The sequence below is a fragment of the Actinoplanes ianthinogenes genome (assembly GCF_018324205.1).
GTDB lineage: Bacteria > Actinomycetota > Actinomycetes > Mycobacteriales > Micromonosporaceae > Actinoplanes > Actinoplanes ianthinogenes.
The window spans coordinates 6,390,314-6,407,275 of the sequence record NZ_AP023356.1; the positions used below are offsets into that span (position 1 = coordinate 6,390,314).

General features: G+C 73.3%; 15 protein-coding genes. 7 read left to right on the forward strand and 8 right to left on the reverse strand.

Going from position 1 to position 16,962, the window contains the following annotated elements; all coding sequences use genetic code 11:
* Nucleotides 1-3 precede the first annotated feature (3 nt).
* The gene (locus Aiant_RS28990) at nucleotides 4-459 is read right to left on the reverse strand and encodes a hypothetical protein (protein ID WP_189334789.1); all 456 of its coding nucleotides are present in this window, start codon (nucleotides 457-459) and stop codon (nucleotides 4-6) included.
* Between the two features lie 67 nt (nucleotides 460-526).
* Between Aiant_RS28990 and Aiant_RS28995 the strand changes: the two genes are divergently transcribed.
* Nucleotides 527-1,411, forward strand: coding sequence for a hypothetical protein (locus Aiant_RS28995; RefSeq protein ID WP_189334790.1), 885 nt, complete (start codon nucleotides 527-529; stop codon nucleotides 1,409-1,411).
* Between the two features lie 63 nt (nucleotides 1,412-1,474).
* On the opposite strand, the gene Aiant_RS29000 is transcribed toward Aiant_RS28995, so the two are convergent.
* Nucleotides 1,475-1,825 (reverse strand): hypothetical protein, encoded by a 351-nt coding sequence (locus Aiant_RS29000; RefSeq protein ID WP_189334791.1) that lies wholly within the window; start codon nucleotides 1,823-1,825, stop codon nucleotides 1,475-1,477.
* A 14-nt stretch (nucleotides 1,826-1,839) separates the two neighbouring features.
* Complete coding sequence (locus Aiant_RS29005) at nucleotides 1,840-2,190, reverse strand: hypothetical protein (protein ID WP_189334792.1); 351 nt, start codon at nucleotides 2,188-2,190, stop codon at nucleotides 1,840-1,842.
* Nucleotides 2,191-2,228: 38 nt separating this feature from the next.
* On the opposite strand from Aiant_RS29005, the gene Aiant_RS29010 reads away from it, so the two are divergent.
* The 4 genes from Aiant_RS29010 (at nucleotide 2,229) to Aiant_RS29025 (ending at nucleotide 6,441) form a co-directional block, all read left to right on the forward strand.
* Nucleotides 2,229-3,266, forward strand: a complete 1,038-nt coding sequence (locus Aiant_RS29010) for a hypothetical protein (protein ID WP_189334793.1) — start codon at nucleotides 2,229-2,231, stop codon at nucleotides 3,264-3,266.
* A 5-nt stretch (nucleotides 3,267-3,271) separates the two neighbouring features.
* Nucleotides 3,272-4,240: an SMI1/KNR4 family protein gene (locus Aiant_RS29015; protein ID WP_189334794.1), complete on the forward strand. Its 969-nt coding sequence runs from the start codon at nucleotides 3,272-3,274 to the stop codon at nucleotides 4,238-4,240.
* Nucleotides 4,241-4,313: 73 nt separating this feature from the next.
* The gene (locus Aiant_RS29020; protein WP_189334795.1) at nucleotides 4,314-5,165 is read left to right on the forward strand and encodes an SseB family protein; all 852 of its coding nucleotides are present in this window, start codon (nucleotides 4,314-4,316) and stop codon (nucleotides 5,163-5,165) included.
* Nucleotides 5,166-5,211: 46 nt separating this feature from the next.
* On the forward strand, nucleotides 5,212-6,441 hold the full coding sequence (locus Aiant_RS29025) for a S8 family serine peptidase (protein WP_212846545.1): 1,230 nt from the start codon (nucleotides 5,212-5,214) through the stop codon (nucleotides 6,439-6,441).
* Here Aiant_RS29025 and eccB read toward each other — a convergent pair.
* Together eccB and eccD are read right to left on the reverse strand one after the other, a co-directional pair.
* On the reverse strand, nucleotides 6,434-7,804 hold the full coding sequence (gene eccB / locus Aiant_RS29030) for a type VII secretion protein EccB (RefSeq protein ID WP_189334797.1): 1,371 nt from the start codon (nucleotides 7,802-7,804) through the stop codon (nucleotides 6,434-6,436). The genes Aiant_RS29025 and eccB overlap by 8 nt on opposite strands.
* Nucleotides 7,805-7,810: 6 nt before the next feature.
* Entirely contained in the window at nucleotides 7,811-9,214 is a 1,404-nt protein-coding gene (eccD, locus tag Aiant_RS29035; protein WP_189334798.1) for a type VII secretion integral membrane protein EccD, read from the reverse strand.
* A 146-nt stretch (nucleotides 9,215-9,360) separates the two neighbouring features.
* On the opposite strand from eccD, the gene eccCa reads away from it, so the two are divergent.
* Nucleotides 9,361-13,317, forward strand: a complete 3,957-nt coding sequence (gene eccCa, locus Aiant_RS29040; protein ID WP_189334799.1) for a type VII secretion protein EccCa — start codon at nucleotides 9,361-9,363, stop codon at nucleotides 13,315-13,317.
* A 207-nt stretch (nucleotides 13,318-13,524) separates the two neighbouring features.
* Here eccCa and Aiant_RS29045 read toward each other — a convergent pair whose 3' ends face one another.
* The 3 genes from Aiant_RS29045 to Aiant_RS29055 form a co-directional block, all read right to left on the reverse strand.
* Nucleotides 13,525-14,349, reverse strand: a complete 825-nt coding sequence (locus tag Aiant_RS29045; protein ID WP_189334800.1) for an alpha/beta fold hydrolase — start codon at nucleotides 14,347-14,349, stop codon at nucleotides 13,525-13,527.
* A 124-nt stretch (nucleotides 14,350-14,473) separates the two neighbouring features.
* Nucleotides 14,474-15,142 carry a DUF4097 family beta strand repeat-containing protein gene (locus tag Aiant_RS29050; RefSeq protein WP_342358064.1) on the reverse strand — a complete coding sequence of 223 codons (669 nt, stop codon included), beginning with the start codon at nucleotides 15,140-15,142 and terminating at the stop codon, nucleotides 14,474-14,476.
* Between the two features lie 347 nt (nucleotides 15,143-15,489).
* The gene (locus Aiant_RS29055) at nucleotides 15,490-16,371 is read right to left on the reverse strand and encodes a hypothetical protein (RefSeq protein ID WP_229831054.1); all 882 of its coding nucleotides are present in this window, start codon (nucleotides 16,369-16,371) and stop codon (nucleotides 15,490-15,492) included.
* A 36-nt stretch (nucleotides 16,372-16,407) separates the two neighbouring features.
* Between Aiant_RS29055 and Aiant_RS29060 the strand changes: the two genes are divergently transcribed.
* Complete coding sequence (locus Aiant_RS29060) at nucleotides 16,408-16,740, forward strand: hypothetical protein (RefSeq protein WP_189334853.1); 333 nt, start codon at nucleotides 16,408-16,410, stop codon at nucleotides 16,738-16,740.
* Nucleotides 16,741-16,962 lie beyond the last annotated feature (222 nt).

Below are 16,962 nucleotides of genomic sequence, written 5' to 3' on the forward strand. Positions count from 1 at the left end.
AGGTCAGGCCGGTGGGTTCGGGTTCTCGCGCTCTGCCTTGAGCTTGGCGCGGCCCTCGTAGAAAATGTGGCGCTGGGTCCACAGGCCCGAGATGAACAGCCACAGGAACCACAGCAGGATCGCGCTGGGGAACATCAGCCAGCCCCACACCGGGTGGGTGGTCTGGCCGACCGCGATGCAGGGCATCAGCCACGCGACGAGCAGGAACAGGGCGGCGCCGTTCTGCAGCGGGGTGCCCATCACCGTGTGGCGGTCGCCCTTCGCGTTGAGCAGCGAGCCGACGAACCAGACCGCCGCCGCGAAGACCAGCATGACCAGGGCCACGGCCAGCTCGGCGAGCTGCACGTTGTGGGTCCCGGTCAGGCGGTAGGTGGTCTCCTTCGCCCAGAACGCGGCCGGGATGGCCAGGCACGAGAAGAGGTAGAGCAGCACGCCCAAACCGGTCCAGCGGATAATCATCGAGGCAGCTTAGAGCGAAAGCCGCCGCCCGTGCACGCCCGCGCCGCCGGTCGGTAGGCTCGCTCGCATGGCAGCCCCGACAGACGGCGAACCGGTCTACATCGGCCGGATGCGTCCCGGCGACGCCCTCTCCGAGCCCTCCTGGGTGCTGCGCCGGGTGACCGTGCAGGGCCGGACCCGGGACGAGATCCTCGGGCGGGACGGCGAGTGGCACCCGTCGGACATGCTGGCCCGCGCCGAGCGCGGCGAGCTGCCCGGCCGGCTGCAAGAGCTGGGCCCGATGCTGCCCGGTGCGCTGGCCGAGGTGGCGCAGCGACAGTTCCGGGCCGTCCGGCGGGCGGTGGCGCGTCAGCAGGCGGGTGAGTTCGTGCTGCGGCTCGCGGTGCCCGGGACCGGCACGGCGTACGGGAAGTTGGATGCCGAGGCCCGGGCCGAGGTTGCGGCCTTCCTCACCGGCGCGCCCCTGGTCGCTGCCACGGGACAGGGCGTTTTTCGTACGGATGGCATGTGGGTCTGGCCGGAGTCGATCGCGCAGCACGTGCTGGAGACCGGTGACCCGCCGGAGGACGAGTTCTTCTACCACATCCGGGCGCGGGCGTTCGTCTTCCCGGACGAGCTGGCGCCCGGGGTGGCCGAGCGGGCGCGCGGGCTGCTGGCGGTGGCCGCGGCCGGTGGGCACACCGAGCGGGTGCGGGAGGCGAACGTGCCGGGGCAGCCGCCGCCGCCGACCCGGGAGGAGCGGCAGCGCGCGCTCAGCGCCTGGCACGCCGAGTGGGAGCGCAAGCACGCCGCGACCACGCCGTATCACCCGGAGCGCTATCCCGACGACCCGGCGTATCACGAGCATCACGTCACCGTCGAGGCGTCACCGGAGGCGGACTGGGAGTACACCGTCCGGGCCCGCGAGATCATGGGGCTGGACCCGGAGACCGGTCAGCTCGTCGACATCTGACGCTCCGCCGCAGCGGCTGACGATCAGGCCGAGCGGCTGACGCTCAGGCCGAGCGGCTGACGCTCAGGCCGAGCGGCGCAGCATGTCGTCGGCCAGCTCCTTGGCGAGCCGGCTGATCGAGCCGTCCGACTGGATGGTGCGGACCTCGGTGCCCGGGGCGAGCCGCAGGGCCAGCTCGTCCAGCAGGTTGGCGATGGCGGTGGCGCGCTCCCGGGAGATCACCACGAACCGGCGGTCGCTGCGGGCGCGAGTGTCGGCCTCACCGCCGGCGGCGGCCGGACCGAGCCGCTCGGCGGCCTCGTCCAGCGGGATCGGGCGGAACCGGTCCGGATTCCGCTCGGCGGCGGCGTAGACCAGCCAGTGCCGGGTCGGGTCGAGCTCGGGCTGCGGCAGGGTCAGGTCGGGCGGGGTCACGGCGGCTCCTCTGCTCAGTACCCGGCGCGGAGGTAACCGGCGATCTCGGCCGCGAGCTCGCTCATCGCGCCGTCGCTGCGGATGGCCCCGACGCTCTGGCCGGGCGTCAGCCGCAGCGACAGCTCGGCCAGCAGGGTGGCGATCACCCGGCCGCGGTTGCGGGAGAAGGCAACCGCGTCGTCCGCATCCTCCGGGTCGAGGAGCGACTCGGCCGCACGGCCCGCCTCGATCATCGCCGCGAACTGTGCCGCCGCGGCGTCCAGCGGGATCGGGGTGCGCCGCTGACTGCCGTCCGGCTGCCGCCGGATGTCCGTCCACAGCATCAGATGCTGGGCGGGATCGCGCTCCGCCTCCGGTTCGGTCACCGGGTGATCCTATCAATGTGAGCGGTAGGGTTACCGGAATGACCGCTCCGCTCGCCCGCACCAGCCTGGAGGCGCACCTCTACATCGATCTCACGCCGTGTGAGTGCGGAGAGCTGAAGCTGCCCCGGTCGAGTGCGGCGATCACGTTGCCGGACGGTTCGCCGGGTGCCCGCTACACCGGCACCTGCCCGTCCTGCGGCCGGTCCCGGGTCTTCGAGTTCCGGCTCCCCGAGCGGGAGTTCCAGCAGATGCCGGACGAGGTCACCTACGGTGTCCGGGAGCGATCCGAGCTGATCGACGCGGCGCAGTGGGTCGCCGTGGCGGCCCGCTACTCGGCGATGGTGCCGGCCCGGCCCCGCGGGCTGACCGGTGAGGCGCGGCGGATCGCGCGGACCCGGCTCGCGGCGGCGATCGCGGCGATCACCGAGGCCGAGCGGTTCCTGCCGGACGACGCGGACGACATGCCGGAGTCCGCGTTCTGGTCGGCGGAGGGCCGCGCGGCCGTGGCGGCCGGCCTGGACCGGTTCCACCGGTGGGCCCTGGCCGAGGTCCGGAGCTCCTACGAGGACCGGTTCGACGACACCGGGTCGAGGTGGGACGAGGCCCGGAGCCGGGAGACGCCGGAGGACGAGGCGTACCGGGAGCGCCGGCACCGGCTGCGCCTGGAGTGGGCGGAGCGGCACGGGATCACCGACATCCACAACGACCGGCACTGGACCGAGGCGCAGCGCCTGGAGTTGCGCCGGGCCGAGCGGGAGCTGGCCGGGCTGGACGTGGCGACCGGCGCCAGCCTGCTCCGGACGCCGGGCGCACTGGGCGCGTTCGACTCGGTGGGCCGGGCGATCTTCTTCCGCTTCGCGGAGGAGCCGGCGGAACGCGCCCGCCGGACGGCGGCGGCCGAGGCGGTCCGGGCGCGCTGGTGCGAGCAGACCGGCTGCGCCGTCTGGGGAGTCGACGACGATCTGTCCGCGATCCCGGACGACGACCTGCCCCCGCCCGAGTCCGCCTGGGCGATGGTGCGTGCCGCTCGGGAGGCCGCCGGGATGGACCCGCGGACCGGCGACTTCGTAAAGTGACAGGGGTGAGTGAGCGGATAGCCGGTGCCCGGTACGCGTTCCGCGCCGCACATCCGGCGAGCCCCATGCTCCGGGTGCGCTATCGGCACGGCGTGCCCGTCGACCCCTGGGGCTTCCCGGACTGGACGCCGTACGCCCGCACCCTGGTGGCCCTGCCCCCGGCGATCGCCGACCTCACCGTGGAGGAGTCGCGCGTCGTCGACGTGCGGACCGCCGACCTGGTGGCCCGGGCCGGCGGCGACCCGCTCTGGGCCGGCACGGTCGGCACCCCGGTCGGCTGGACCTGGGCGCACACCGCGCAGACCCGGCACCTCGCGCTGGTCCCGGCCGAGCTGCACGCGAGCTTCCGGCACCTCGGCGGGGTCAGCGTCGGCGCCCGCACGCTGACCGGGCACGGTCTCACCGCGCCCGGCGCGGCGCCGCCCGGCATCCTGGTCACCGAGCGGCTCACGGACGCCGCGCTGGACGTGGCCGACGAGCGGTTCGGCGTACGCCTCCCGCCGCACTACCGTGACTTCCTCGGCCGGACGAACGGCGGCGCCCCGGCAGTCCCCGCGGTCCACCCGGGGTACGGGTTCGTTCTCGACCAGCCGCTGTTCGGGTTCCGCGAGGACCGCACCCACGACCTCGGCTATCTGAACGCGTTCTTCGGTGACCGGCTGACCGAGGACTGGCTCGCCATCGGCCTGGTGCAGGGCGGCCTGCTCGCGCTGCGGTTGCGGGGCGAGGACGCCGGCGCGGTCGGTTACCTGGACGACGACGATCCGCGCGACCGGGACCACTTCACCGCCGCCGACGTGTGTGAGCGGCTGATGCACCGGCTGGCCGGGGATTTCGCCTCGTTCTGGCTGGCGCTGCGTGGCGTACCGTCAGATTTGTCGGACCTCGCGGCCGGCGCTGCCGCGACCGCCGCGATCGTCGCTCCCGAGGGAGCCGGCAGCCTGCTGCCGGCGACCCACCGGCGGCCGGCATGAGCGAGCTTGCGAGCGAATCGGTCAGCTCAGTCATGTACTCATGCCGACGCCGGAGCGAAGCGGAGGTGGCGGCATGAGCGAGGATTGGGCGCCTGCCAACGATGTGGAGAACGCGTTGCTGACGGCGGTCCTGGCCGACGATCGGCAGTCGTTCTTCCAGCTGGTCTCGGTGGCGGACCTGTTCCTGCCGCAGCTGACCGGGGATCCCGCGGCCGGGCAGCGGTTCCTGACCGTGCACGCCTTCGAGCACGTCCTGCTGCCGGTCTTCACCTCGGTGCAGGCGCTGGCCGCGCAGTTCGGGCACGCGGTCGACGGGTACACCGTCACCAACTACGCCGAGCTGCGGCGCAAGTGGCCGCACCCGGAGTGGCGGCTGGCGATCGACCCGGGCACCCCGCTGGCGGCGTTCCTGCCGGTGGAGGACCTGGCCGAGGCGGCGGTGGGCGATCTGCGCGTGCCGACCCTCGCCGAGGTGGCCGCGGAGGCCGCCGAGGATCTCGGCGCCGAGGACGACATGTGGGCCCGGCATCAGGCGGCGGGCGCCTATCCGGAGGACGACGCCACCGCGATGCGGCTCGCCGCCGAGGCCGGGGACGTGTACGGCTACGTGGACCGGCTGCTGGACAGCACGGTGCTGATCCCGACGACCCGCCCGGCCGAGCCGGAGGAGATCGCCGAGCCGGACTTCCCCTGGTCACCCGGCCCGGATCGGATGATCGAGGTGTTCACCAGCGCGGAGTCGCTCGCGGCGAGCCACCCGGAGCCGATCGTGGTGACCGAGGTGCCGTTCGCGCTGGCGCTCGCGGTCTGGCCGGAGGACCACGGGGTCTCGGTCGACCCGGACGGCGCCTCCGGCTTCGAGGTCTCCGCCGACCAGGTGCCCGTGCTGCTGACCTTCGAGCCGGAGCCGCCGAGCCGCGACTGACTGCCGTGCGGATCGACGGGCATATCATCGGTGCGTGTTATCGACCATGACGCGCTCAGTCGCGCGCGCTGCGGCCGTCGCCCTGCTCGCGGTCATGGCGCCGGGTGGGTTCGGGCCCGCCCCCGCGCACGCCGCCGAGTGCGCGCAGGCCGGCCAGGTCAGCGGGGACACCGCTTGGCCCCGCCAGATGCTCGCGATGGACGCGATCGGCCGGTTCAGCCGGGGTGGCGGCGTCGAGGTCGCGGTTCTCTCCACCGGCGTCCAGGCCAGCAACCCGCAGCTCGACGGCCGGGTGTTCTCCGGCGTCGACGCGGTCGCCCAGCGCGGCACGGCGAACACCGACTGCACCGGCACCGGGACCCAGGTGGCCGGGGTGATCGCCGCCGAGCCGGCCGACGGCAGCCCGGTCGTCGGTCTGGCGTACCGGGCGACCGTGCTGCCGATCCGGGTGGTTCCGGACAACTCGTCGGCGCAGGCCGCGGCCACGCCCGGGTCGATCGGCCGGGGCATCGAGCTGGCCTTGCAGAACGGCGCCCAGGTGATCGTGGTGGCCTGCGCGGTCTACCAGGACGGGCAGCGGATGCGCTCGGCGGTCGCGTCGGCGATCGCCCAGGACGTGCCGGTGATCGCGGCGGTGGGGGATCTCGGCTCGGCGGAGGACAAGAACCCGACGCCGTACCCGGCCGCCTACGACGGGGTGATCGGGGTCGGCGCGATCGACCGGAGCGGTCAGATCTACACCAAGTCCCAGCACGGGGACTACGTCGACCTGGTCGCTCCCGGGGTGGCCGTGCCCACCCTCCAGGGCGGCGGTGCCGCCGAGGCGGACGGCACCGCGCTGGCCGCCGGCTACGTCGGCGCGGCCGCCGCGCTGATCCGCAACCGGTCCGGGAAGATGCCGGTCGCCGACCTGACCCGGCTGCTCACCGCGTCGGCCAGCCCGGCCGTCGCCGGGGACGCGTTCGGCGCCGGCGTGGTCAACCCGTACGCCGCGATCACCGGGCAGATCAGCACGAAGCGGGAGCGGGCCCTGCCGGCGATGTCCGCGCCGGCCGCCGAGCGCACCGGCGCCGAGCAGCGGCGCCGGGTGGCCGCCTACACCGGCGCGATCATCGCGGCCGTCGCGGTGGTGGCGGTGCTGATGGTGACCGCGGCGATCCGGCGCAGCCGGCGGCAGCACTGGCGGCCCGCGACGGCGCCGCCGCTGCCCGAGTACGACGAGCCGGTCGAGCCCGGCCCGCCGGTCATGCTGCTGGAGCAGCCCGGCCCTAATTGACCGGGGAGACCGGCTTCACCGCCGCGGCGGGGTCCAGCGTGACTCCCTGCGGGATGCTGTCCACCAGCGCGGTCGGCACCTCGGTCGCCGCGGTCGGGGCGTAACCGAGCCGGCTGAGCGCGTCCGCGCTCGGCACCGGATGCCGCACCCCGAGGTCGGTCACCACCTGGTAGCCGCCCGAACCCGGCACTTTCACCAGGGCGAACCGGCCGGCCGGCACCAGCACCGCGTCGGCCAGCGCCTTGCCGCCCGGGGTGCTGCCGGCGGTCGGCACCGCCGAGGCGAGACCGGCGGCCTGACCGCCGTAGGTGATCGTCGGCGCCTTGGCCGCCGCGCGGGTGATCGCGCACGCGGTGGTGCCGGCCGCGATCGTCACCAGTTGCGGCGGGTCTTTCGGCGGCTGCGCGTCGGCCGGCCCGTTGTTCTGCTTGAGCAGCGGGAAGAACGGGGCGATCACGCTGTTGTCCACGATCCGCGGCTCGGCCGGGAACTTGGCCTTCAGCACCGCCTGCTGGAGCGCGGTGATCGGCAGCAGACCCTCGTCCAGGATCAGGTAGTACTGCTTGTCGCCGGTCCCGGTCTCGACGGTCAGCACCTGCCCGTTGACGAAGCCGGTCACCCGGTCCGAGCGGGCCCCGCGGTTCTCCACCTGGAGGGGCTCGATGTCGGCGCCGGCCGGCAGCGCGTTCAGCCAGGCGGTGCTCACCTCGGTGACGTCCACCGCGCCGAACAGCGCCGGCACCGTGGTCTGCGCGTCGTCGATCCGGTGCTTGAAGCCGTGCCAGACCAGCTGCGCGTCCCGGTCGGTGCCGTCGGTCACCAGCAGGCCGTTGTCGCCGAGCAGGGTGCCGGCCGGGCCGGTCTGGGCGATCAGCAGCGCGGCGGCCGGGTCGTCGCCCGGCACCGCGCACATCGTCCAGGGCAGGCCGACCTGCTGGTCGCCCGCGGGCAGCGAGGCGGGCGCGTTCGGGATGCCGATGGTGACGCCGCGCGGGGTGTCGGCCAGTGCCTTGGCCGCGACCCGGTAGACCTGCGGGTTCGGCCGGCCGGCGGCCAGCTTGGCCGAGGTGAAGTTGAGTGCCGGGTTGAGCCGGCCCTGCACGTAGACGAAGCTGGCGCCGGTCTCCTTCTCGACCACGACCGTGCCGTCGGCTTTCCACGCGTCGGTGCCGACGTTCGTGAGAATGCCGTAGATGCCGAATCCGGCGGCGATCAGCACCGCCACCATCAGGCCGCCGAACAGCGCGCCGATGCCGCGCCGCAGCGGGGACTGCGCCGGGTCGGTCTCCCGCATCACGAAGGCGGAGATCACCCGCTGGTTCAAGAATTGGTACGACTGGAGCTGGTCACGCCGGGAAGCCACGCCGGATCACCCGCCGATCGAGGAGAACAGCCCGCGGATGTCGTCGAAGACGCCCATCACCGCGCAGGCCAGCGGGATCAGCGCCATGATCGACAGCACGTCCAGCAGGTCGGCGGCGCGGCCCAGGTAGGGCGAGGGCTGGCGCTGGCTGTAGACCACCGCGGTGTAGAGCGCGAGGCCGCCGGCCACCGCGGCGGCGGCCAGCAGCACCAGGCCGGGGATCACGTCGTTGTGCACCGCGCCGACGCCCAGCACGGCCAGGCCGGCCACCCCGGCCACCAGCAGCGGGCCGCGCTGCTGCGGTGTCGCCAGCAGCCGGGAGCGCAGCATCAGGGCGGCGACCGCGGCGACGATCAGGAGCATCGCCGACGTGCTCGGGTGCGACCACCCCAGGAAGACGATCGCCACGACGCTGCTGAACGCGGCGGCCAGCAGCAGCCCGGTGAGCACCTCGTCGGCCCGCACCACGGCGGCGAACACGTCCGCCCGGCGCGGCATCGGCTTGTCCTTGAGGATCTCCTCGGCCCGGCTGGGCAGCTCGGGGAACGGCAGCCGGCCGATCCAGCTGGCCAGCACCGGATAGCCGGGGAGCAGCCCGATCGCGGCGGTCAGCGCCACCGCGGCGGCGCCGTCCGAGGACACCCCGCCGAGCGTGAGCAGCGCGGCCAGCAGGCCGGTCAGGGCGACCGAGACGCCGGCCACGAAGAGCCGCGGCAGGCCGGCCACCCCGGTGTGCCCGAGCACGCTGAACACCAGCAGCACCGCGGAGCCGAGCAGCAGGGCCGGGGCGCCGATGTCGAGAACCTCGGCGCCGGTCTCGGCGAGCAGCCAGGCGCCGCCGAAGAACGCGTAGGGCAGGCCGCTGGCGGCGACCACGCCGCCGGCGGCCGCGTCGGTGAACGCCCGGGACAGCAGGATGCCGACCACGGCCAGCCCGAGGGCCACGGCCAGCGCGACGATCGCCGCGGTCTGCCGGGCCGGGCCGCCGTAGGCCAGACCGTAGAGGCCGACCAGCAGCGCGACCGCGAAGATCGCCAAGCCGCAGCGGCGGGTGGCGGCGGCGCCCCAGGACCGCCCGGCGCGCCGGGCGCCGCTGGCGATCACCTCGACGACGTCGTCATAGGCCAGCTCGGGCCAGTCCTCGCGGGCCGGCTTGAGATGCAGCAGCTCCCCGTCCCGGACACCCTGGGCGGCCAGGTTGCGGTGCGGCTCCAGGGCGGCGCCGGTGGCCCGGCGCAGCACCCAGCCACCGTGCCGCTCGGTCGGCTCGCCCAGCGCGCCCTCGGCGTGCCGCAACAGGTGCGGCAACAGCTCGCCCACCAGCATGTTGTCCGGCAGGGCGATGTCCATCCGGCGGGTCGGCGCGGCGATCGTCACCCGGGCCAGACTCGGGCCACCCGGTGCGGTCACGCGGTCACCTCCTGCTGTGCCTTCAGTGCCACACAAACTAGCAGGCCCGCTCCGTCGGGATTCGCCCCGGCGAATGCCTTCCGGGGCTTCGCTGTCGGGGGTGACGGCTAAGATGAGCGGCAATACGGACCAGGGGAGAGCCAAGCGTGACCGTCACCATCGTCAAGCGCCCCCCGCGCCGCCCGGCGCCGCTGATGCCCTCCGGCGAGGTGCTGCTCGACCCGCCGCCCGAGGTGCCGTCGGCCGCCGCCAAGGGCTGGACCCGGATGCTCATGGTGCTGCCGATGGGCGCCGGCGCGGCGGCGATGGGCCTGATGATGAGCCGGCAGGGCGGCGGCCCGCTGACCTACGTCGCCGGCGCGATGTACGGGGTGTCCATCCTCGGCATGATCGCGATGATGGCGACCAACACCTCGGGCCCCGGCAAGCGCGAGATGATCGAGTCCCGCCGGCAGTATCTGCGGCACCTCTCCCAGCTCCGCGCCCAGCTGCGGAACACGATCCGTCAGCAGCGCGAGGCGCTCTATTACCGCAATCCCGACCCGGCCACCCTCTGGACCTTCGCCGACAGCGGCCGGCTCTGGGAGCGGCGCCGGGGCGACGCCGACTTCACCGTGGTCCGGATCGCGGTCGGCGTGCAGGAGGTGGCGACCCGCCTGATCCCGCCGCAGACCCGCCCGGTCGACGAGCTGGAGCCGCTCTGCGCGATGGCGCTGCGCAAGTTCGTCAACACCTACTCGGTCGTTCCCGACCTGCCGGTCTCGGTCGCGCTGCGCGACTTCTCGCACATCTATCTGCGCGGCGCCGACCACGCGGTGCACGACTTCACCCGTGCCCTGGTCGCCCAGATCGCCACCTTCCACGCCCCCGACGACCTGCGCATCGGCGTCTGCGTGCCGGACCACCAGCGGCCCTGGTGGGAGTGGGCGAAATGGCTGCCGCACGCCCAGCACCCGGACAAGACCGACGCGGTCGGCCCGGTCCGGCTGGTCGCGCCCAGCGTCCCGGCGCTCGAGGCGATGCTCGACGACGTGCTGGTCAACCGGTCCCGGTTCGACCCGTCCGGCCCGCCGCCCGGCGGCCCGCACGTGGTGGTGATCATCGACGGCGGCTCGACGGCCGGCTCCGACCACCTGATGACCGAGGGCGGCGTCGCCGGGGTCACCATCCTCGACCTGTCCGTCCCGCCGCCCCGGCTGCTCGACGACAGCTCGGTGGTCCTTCAGATCGCTCCGGACGGGACCATCACCGGCGTCACCATGGACGGCTCCACCGAGGTGGGCAAGGCGGACGGGCTCGCGCTGGCCGACATGGAGGTGCTCTCCCGCGAGCTGGCGCCGCTGCGGCTGTCCGCCGCGACCTTCGGCGATCAGCCCGCCATCTCGCAGGACATGGGCCTGGCCGAGCTGCTCGAGCAGGACGACCCCTACCAGGTCGACCTGGAGACGCTCTGGGCCGGTCGGCCGAACCGGGACCGGCTGCGGGTGCCGATCGGCATCGGCGTCGACGGCCGCCCGATCGAGCTGGACCTCAAGGAGTCGGCGCAGGACGGCATGGGCCCGCACGGCCTGCTGATCGGCGCCACCGGCTCCGGCAAGTCGGAGCTGCTGCGCACCCTGGTGGTGGCGCTGGCGCTCACCCACAACCCGGAGATCCTCAACTTCGTGCTGGTCGACTACAAGGGCGGCGCGACCTTCGCCTCGCTCGACCGGCTGCCGCACACCGCCGCGATGATCACCAACCTCCAGGACGAGCAGCCCCTGGTCGACCGGATGCTCGGCGCCATCCAGGGTGAGCTCACCCGCCGCCAGGAGCTGCTGCGCAAAGCCGGCAACTACGCCTCGGCCCGGGACTACGAGCGGGCCCGCGCGGCCGGGGTGCCGCTGGCCCCGCTGCCCAGCCTGGTCCTGATCGTCGACGAGTTCTCCGAGCTGCTCGCCGACCGCCCCGACTTCATCGACATGTTCGTCCAGATCGGCCGGGTGGGCCGGTCGCTCGGCATCCACCTGCTGCTCGCCTCGCAGAAACTGGACGAGGGCCGGCTGCGCGGGCTGGAGTCCCATTTGTCGTACCGGATCGGTCTGCGCACCTTCTCCTCGATGGAGAGCCGCGCGGTCCTCGGCGTGCCGGACGCCTACGAGCTGCCGCACCACCCCGGCCACGGCTATCTGCGGGCCGGCACCGACGGCCTGGTCCGGCTCAAGGCGGCTTACGTGTCGGGCGCGGTCCGCAAGGAGGGCACCGTCGCCGCCGGCGGCACCCGGGCGGGCAGCCCGATCCGCGAGTTCAGCACCTACTACTCGGCCCCGCTCCACGAGGAGCGCCCGGAGGCGGCCGAGACCGGCCAGGAGGTCGAGGAGAAGGTTCAGGGCGACACCCTGATGGACGTGCTGGCCCGGCAGATGGAGGGTCGCGGCACCCCGGCGCACGAGGTGTGGCTGCCCCCGCTGGACAAGGCGCCCACCCTCGGCCAGATGCTCCCGCCGGTGATCTCGATGCCGGACCGCGGCCTCACGGTCGACGCGGCGGAGCGGTTCGGCACCCTGCACGCCCTGGTCGGCATCATCGACAAGCCGTTCGACCAGCGCCGCGACCCGATGTGGCTGGACCTCTCCGGCGCGGCCGGCAACCTGCTGGTGGTCGGCGGCTCCCAGTCCGGCAAGTCGAACCTGCTGCGCACGCTGATCACCAGCCTGTCGCTCGTGCACACCCCGCGTGAGGTGCAGTTCTACGGCCTCGACTTCGGTGGTGGCCCGCTCAGCGCGCTCACCGACCTGCCGCACGTCGGCGGCGTCGCCACCCGTCGCGACGTGGACCGGGTGCGCCGGACGATCGCCGAGGTGCACGGGCTGATGCGGATCCGCGAGGACCTGTTCGCCCAGCAGAACGTGGAGGGCATGACGGCGTACCGGCGGGCCAAGGCCCAGGGCCGGTTCGCCGAGGACCCGTTCGGCGACGTGTTCCTGGTCATCGACGGCTGGTCCACCCTGCGCGCCGAGTTCGAGGACCTGGAGCCCACGGTCAACGAGCTGGCCAACCGGGGTCTCGGCTTCGGCATCCACGTGGTCGCCGCGGCGAACCGCTGGATGGACGTGCGCCCGCAGATCCGCGACGTCTTCGGCACCCGGATCGAGCTGCGCCTCGGCGAGCCCACCGACTCGGTGATCAACCGGCGGGAGGCGGTGAACGTGCCCGAGCAGTCGCCGGGCCACGGTCTCACCCCGGAGGGGCACCACTTCCTCGCCGCGCTGCCCCGCATCGACCGGGAGCAGCGCGCCGACGACCTCGCCGAGGCGGTCGCCGAGCTGGTCAAACACGCCACCGAGCACTGGAGCGGCCCGCCCGCGCCCAAGGTCCGGTTGCTGCCGCCGGAGCTGCCGTTCGAGATGCTGCCCGCCGCCCGCGGCCCGGTCGTCCCGATCGGCATCGCCGAAGCCGACCTCCAGCCGGTCTGGCTGGACTTCGATGCCGAGCCGCACGCGCTGCTCTTCGGTGACATCGAGAGCGGCAAGAGCTCGTTCCTGCGCAGCCTGGCCAAATCGATCGTGGCCGGCAACAGCCCGGCCGAGGCCCGGGTGCTCTGCGTCGACTTGCGGCGCAGCCTGCTCGGCTGCATCCCGGCCGAGAACACCATCGGTTACGGCACCTCGCACCAGGTCACCGCCGACCTGATCAACCAGGTCGTGGTGGTGATGCGGGAACGCCTCCCCGGCCCGGACGTGACCCCGGAGATGCTCGCCAACCGCAGCTGGTGGAAAGGCCCGCAGCTCTACGTCCTGGTCGACGACTACGACCTGGTCGCCGCCGCCTCGCAGAACCCGCTGCTGCCCCTGCTGGAGTTCCTCCCGCAGGCCCGCGACATCGGCCTGCACCTGGTGATCACCCGTCGCATCGGCGGTGCCGCCCGCGCGATGTTCGACCCGGTCATCGGCCGCATCCGCGAGCTGGCCTCGCCCGGCATCATGATGTCCGGTCCGCGCGAGGAGGGCCCGCTCTTCGGCACGGTCAAACCCCAGGTCCTGCCTCCGGGCCGCGCCTGGATGATCACCCGCCGGCACGGGGCCCGCCTGGTCCAGCTCGCCTGGACCCCACCGGCCCGCTGACCGCCCTTTCCGCCCTTCCGCCCCTCCGCTTTTCTGCCCTTCCGCTTTCCGCCCGGCGAGCGTTCGCTCGCCGGGCCCGCTTCGGCCTTTCTTCCGGTTCGCTTCCCGCTTCCGGTCCGCTGCTTCGTCCGGTTCGCAGTTTTTCGGTACGCGGCTGCTCGCGGCTCGTTTCCGCCCACGTCCCGGTCACCTGCGCGTCGGCGCCGATCAGTCGGTGGGCTGCTGGTCGGCGAGGGTGGACACCTCGGTGATCGCCGCCACGACGGCCGGGAAGTCCTTGCGCAGGATCGCGCCGTGGTTGCTGGCCACCTTGGCGCTGATCTTGATGTTCGGGTTGCGGGTGACCACCGCGTCGAGGCCGGCCCGGATCCGTTCCTGCTCGTCGCCACGACTCCCGAAAGAGGTGCCCGACGCGACCACGTACCGGGTGGGTACGGTGATCCGGTCCAGCACCGGACCCAGCTCGCGCTCCCGGGCGACCCGGCCGAGCTCGATGTTCGACTCGGCCTGCTGCTCGGCCGTCAGCCGGGGGGCCAGACCGGTCGGGCGCAGCAGCGGCATGAACCATCGCATGCGGCGGAACAGTTTCCGGATCCGCAACTCCATGGCCTCGTCCAGCCAGTCGGACGGCTGCGCCCCGTCGACCAGGACCGCGCCGATGGTGCGGTCCGGGTTCCGGCTGGCCCAGTGAGCCGCGACGAACGCGCCGTAGGACCAGCCCACCACCAGCGCCCGGTGCACGCCCCGGGCAGCGAGCACGGCGTCGACGTCGCGGACCGCAGCCTCGAACGAATAGTCCGCCGACAGTTTCGACTTCTTGCCGCGAGCCCGCTCGTCGTAGGTGATGTGCCGCCATCCCGGCCCGAGCGCGGCGATCAGGTGCCGCCAGTAGCCCTGGGTGGCGAACTGCCCGTTGAGGTAGATCACCGGAACACCGGACCCGCCCGTGTCGGTCACGGCCAGTGCGGTGTCGTCGACCGCGACCATGCCGGTCCACGGCGTACCGGTCGGGGAGGTGTTGTTCTTGGTCATTTTCTTCCACCTGTTCATGTCCGGGGGGTCTGTTGGTGCCCGTGTGTGCGGCGGTGGGCTCGGCGCTGTCGGCCGGCCCACCGCATCGTCCGTCGGCTGTGGTCGGTGCCGTCCGCTGTCGCGGTCAGAGGCTGTGGGCGGTGATGTCGCCGTAGGAGGTGGTGGCGCGGATGTCGAGGTCGGCGGTGCCGTCGTTTCTGAGGGAGTTGCTGATCCGGCCGAACGAGGTGCCGGCGTCCAGCGCGGCCGAGACGCCGGGGGCGACGGCGACCGAGATGCTGCCGGACTGGGTACTCAGCACCACGGTGCCGCGCTTGGCCTCGGCGATCCGGATGTCGCCGCGGGTGGTCGTGATCTCGGCCGGGCCGTTCAGGCGGCCCACCTCGACGTCGCCGTCCACCGCGGTCAGGCGCACGCCGGTGGCCTCGTCGATCTTGATTTGGCGGTAGGCGCCGTCGAACGCGAGGTTTCCCAGCCGGCCGACGCCGCGGAGCTCGGTGGCGTCGGCGGTGGCCTCGACGTGCGAGCCGGCCGGCAGCTGCACGGTGATCTCCAGGGAGCCGGGCGAGCCGATGAACTGGTGCTTGGCCTCGGGGGCGTGCACCCGCAGGACCCCATCGGTGTAGCTGACGGTGGTCCGCTCGGCGGCTTTGACGTCGCGGCTCTTGCCGGGATTCGCAGGCCGGACCTCGACGGTCGTGTCGGCGCGGTCCGCGGCGATGAGCTGGATCCGGCCGGCCGGAACGTCCAGGACGGCGGAGATCGGGGCCGGGGTGGCGAACTTCTGCATCATGCTCTCCAGTGCTCGTAGCTGTTTCCGACAACAGAAACGCTACGTTGCGTTCAAGAATCGAGCAACTACTTCGTTGCGTGATAGTCGACTATTAGCAGTTCAGAGCGCTGAAATCGTTGCAATGGCAGAAATTTGACTGCAATGAACGAGCAAGGCGTCATTGCAATGGCGCGGGCCTGAACGCTACGCGCCGGATCCATGGACAAGGTCCGGGCGCGGGGGAGTTGTCAGGCGGGCGCGAGAGCGGTGGTTGGTCGGCAGCGGCCGAGGGCGTACCGGAAAGGGGTGATGCGCGAGGTTGAGCGACCCGGCGGCGGGCGGCGGGGTTTGGTGCTGGGGGAAGTGGGTCAGCGGCGGGGGAGGCCGACGAACTGCTGCTCCGTCTGGGTCTGGGCGAGGAACAGGTAGCGGTCGGTGCCGTCGCCGATCAGCGCGAGCATGTCGTCGGCCATGAACTGGAGGAACTGGCTGCTGTGAGGGCGCAGTTTGAGCGCCGAGGCGGCCAGGGCGGACTCGTCGCCGCCGAGGCGTTGGAGGAGGGTCAACTGGGCGTCCTGGAGCGCGGCCAGGCCGGGGCGGTCGAGCTGGCGGAGGATGGTCAGCTGGGTGCGCCACGGGCCGAGCGGCGGGGTGGTGGCCGGGCCGGTCATGCCCAGGTCGTAGACGGCCAGGGTGGGCATCTGGGCGGTGCCGTTGAGCTGCACGCCCTGGTCGCTGCTGTGCACGGTGAGGCGGTTGTACTGGCCGGTGGCGCGTTCGCCGAAGCCGGCCCAGGCGCGGGGCTCGGTGGTGATCACGACCACCCGGGCGCCCAGGGCGAAGGCGCGGAAGATCAGGAGCTGGGCCGCCCAGACGCCGCCGACCAGGGCGATCCGGACCGGCTCGGGGGCGAAGAGGCGCAGCGGGACCGGGACCTGCTGGCGGTCGCGGCCGAGGACCAGGCCGGCGCCGGCGGACGGGGCGACGGTCACCCGGCGCAGCGTCTTGCGGGAGATGGCGTGCCAGCCGATGTGCAGCGGCGACGTCTTGCCGGACGGGCCGGTGCGGGCGTCGTCGTCGCTCGCGGGCGGCTCCTCCGGCGGGGTGTCGTTTTCCCAGCCGTGCGCGGCGGCGGCCATCGCGCGGCCCTGCGGACCGGCCAGCGGGGCCGAGGTCAGCTGCGGCGCGGCCAGGCGGCGGCCGACGCCCTCGGCGCTGCCCTGCTGCTGACCCAGCGGGGCCGGGGCCACGCCGGTCTGCCCCTGGACCGGCTGGATGGGCTGACCTTGGAAGGGCTGGATGGGCTGCGCCGGCATCGGAGCCACGGCCTGGCCCGGCGGCGCCACCTGAGCCTGCGCGGGAAACTGCCCCTGCGGAGGCGGCGCGAACTGCGCCTGCCCGGGAAACTGCCCGTGCTGCGCCTGCGACCCACCCGGCGCGGAGAATTGCTGCGACGCACCGGGCCCCGAGAACTGCTGCGACGCGCCGGGGCCTGGGAACTGCTGCGGTGCACCGGGCGCCGGGAACTGCTGCGGTGCACCGGGCGCCGGGAACTGCTGTGGCGAACCCGGCGCGGAGAGCTGCTGGGAGGTGCCGGGACCGGGGAACTGCTGTGGTGAACCCGGCGCGGGGAACTGCTGGGAGGTGCCGGGACCGGGGAACTGCTGCTGCGTGCCCGGCGCCGGAAGCTGCTGCGACGTGCCCGGGCCAGGAAACTGCTGCGGCCCACCCGGAGCGGGGAACTGCTGCGGCCCACCCGGGGCAGGGTATTGCTGCGGCGCGCCCTGAGGCGGGAACGGCCCCTGCGGCGGCCGCACCGACGCCCTGGCAACCGCGCTGGG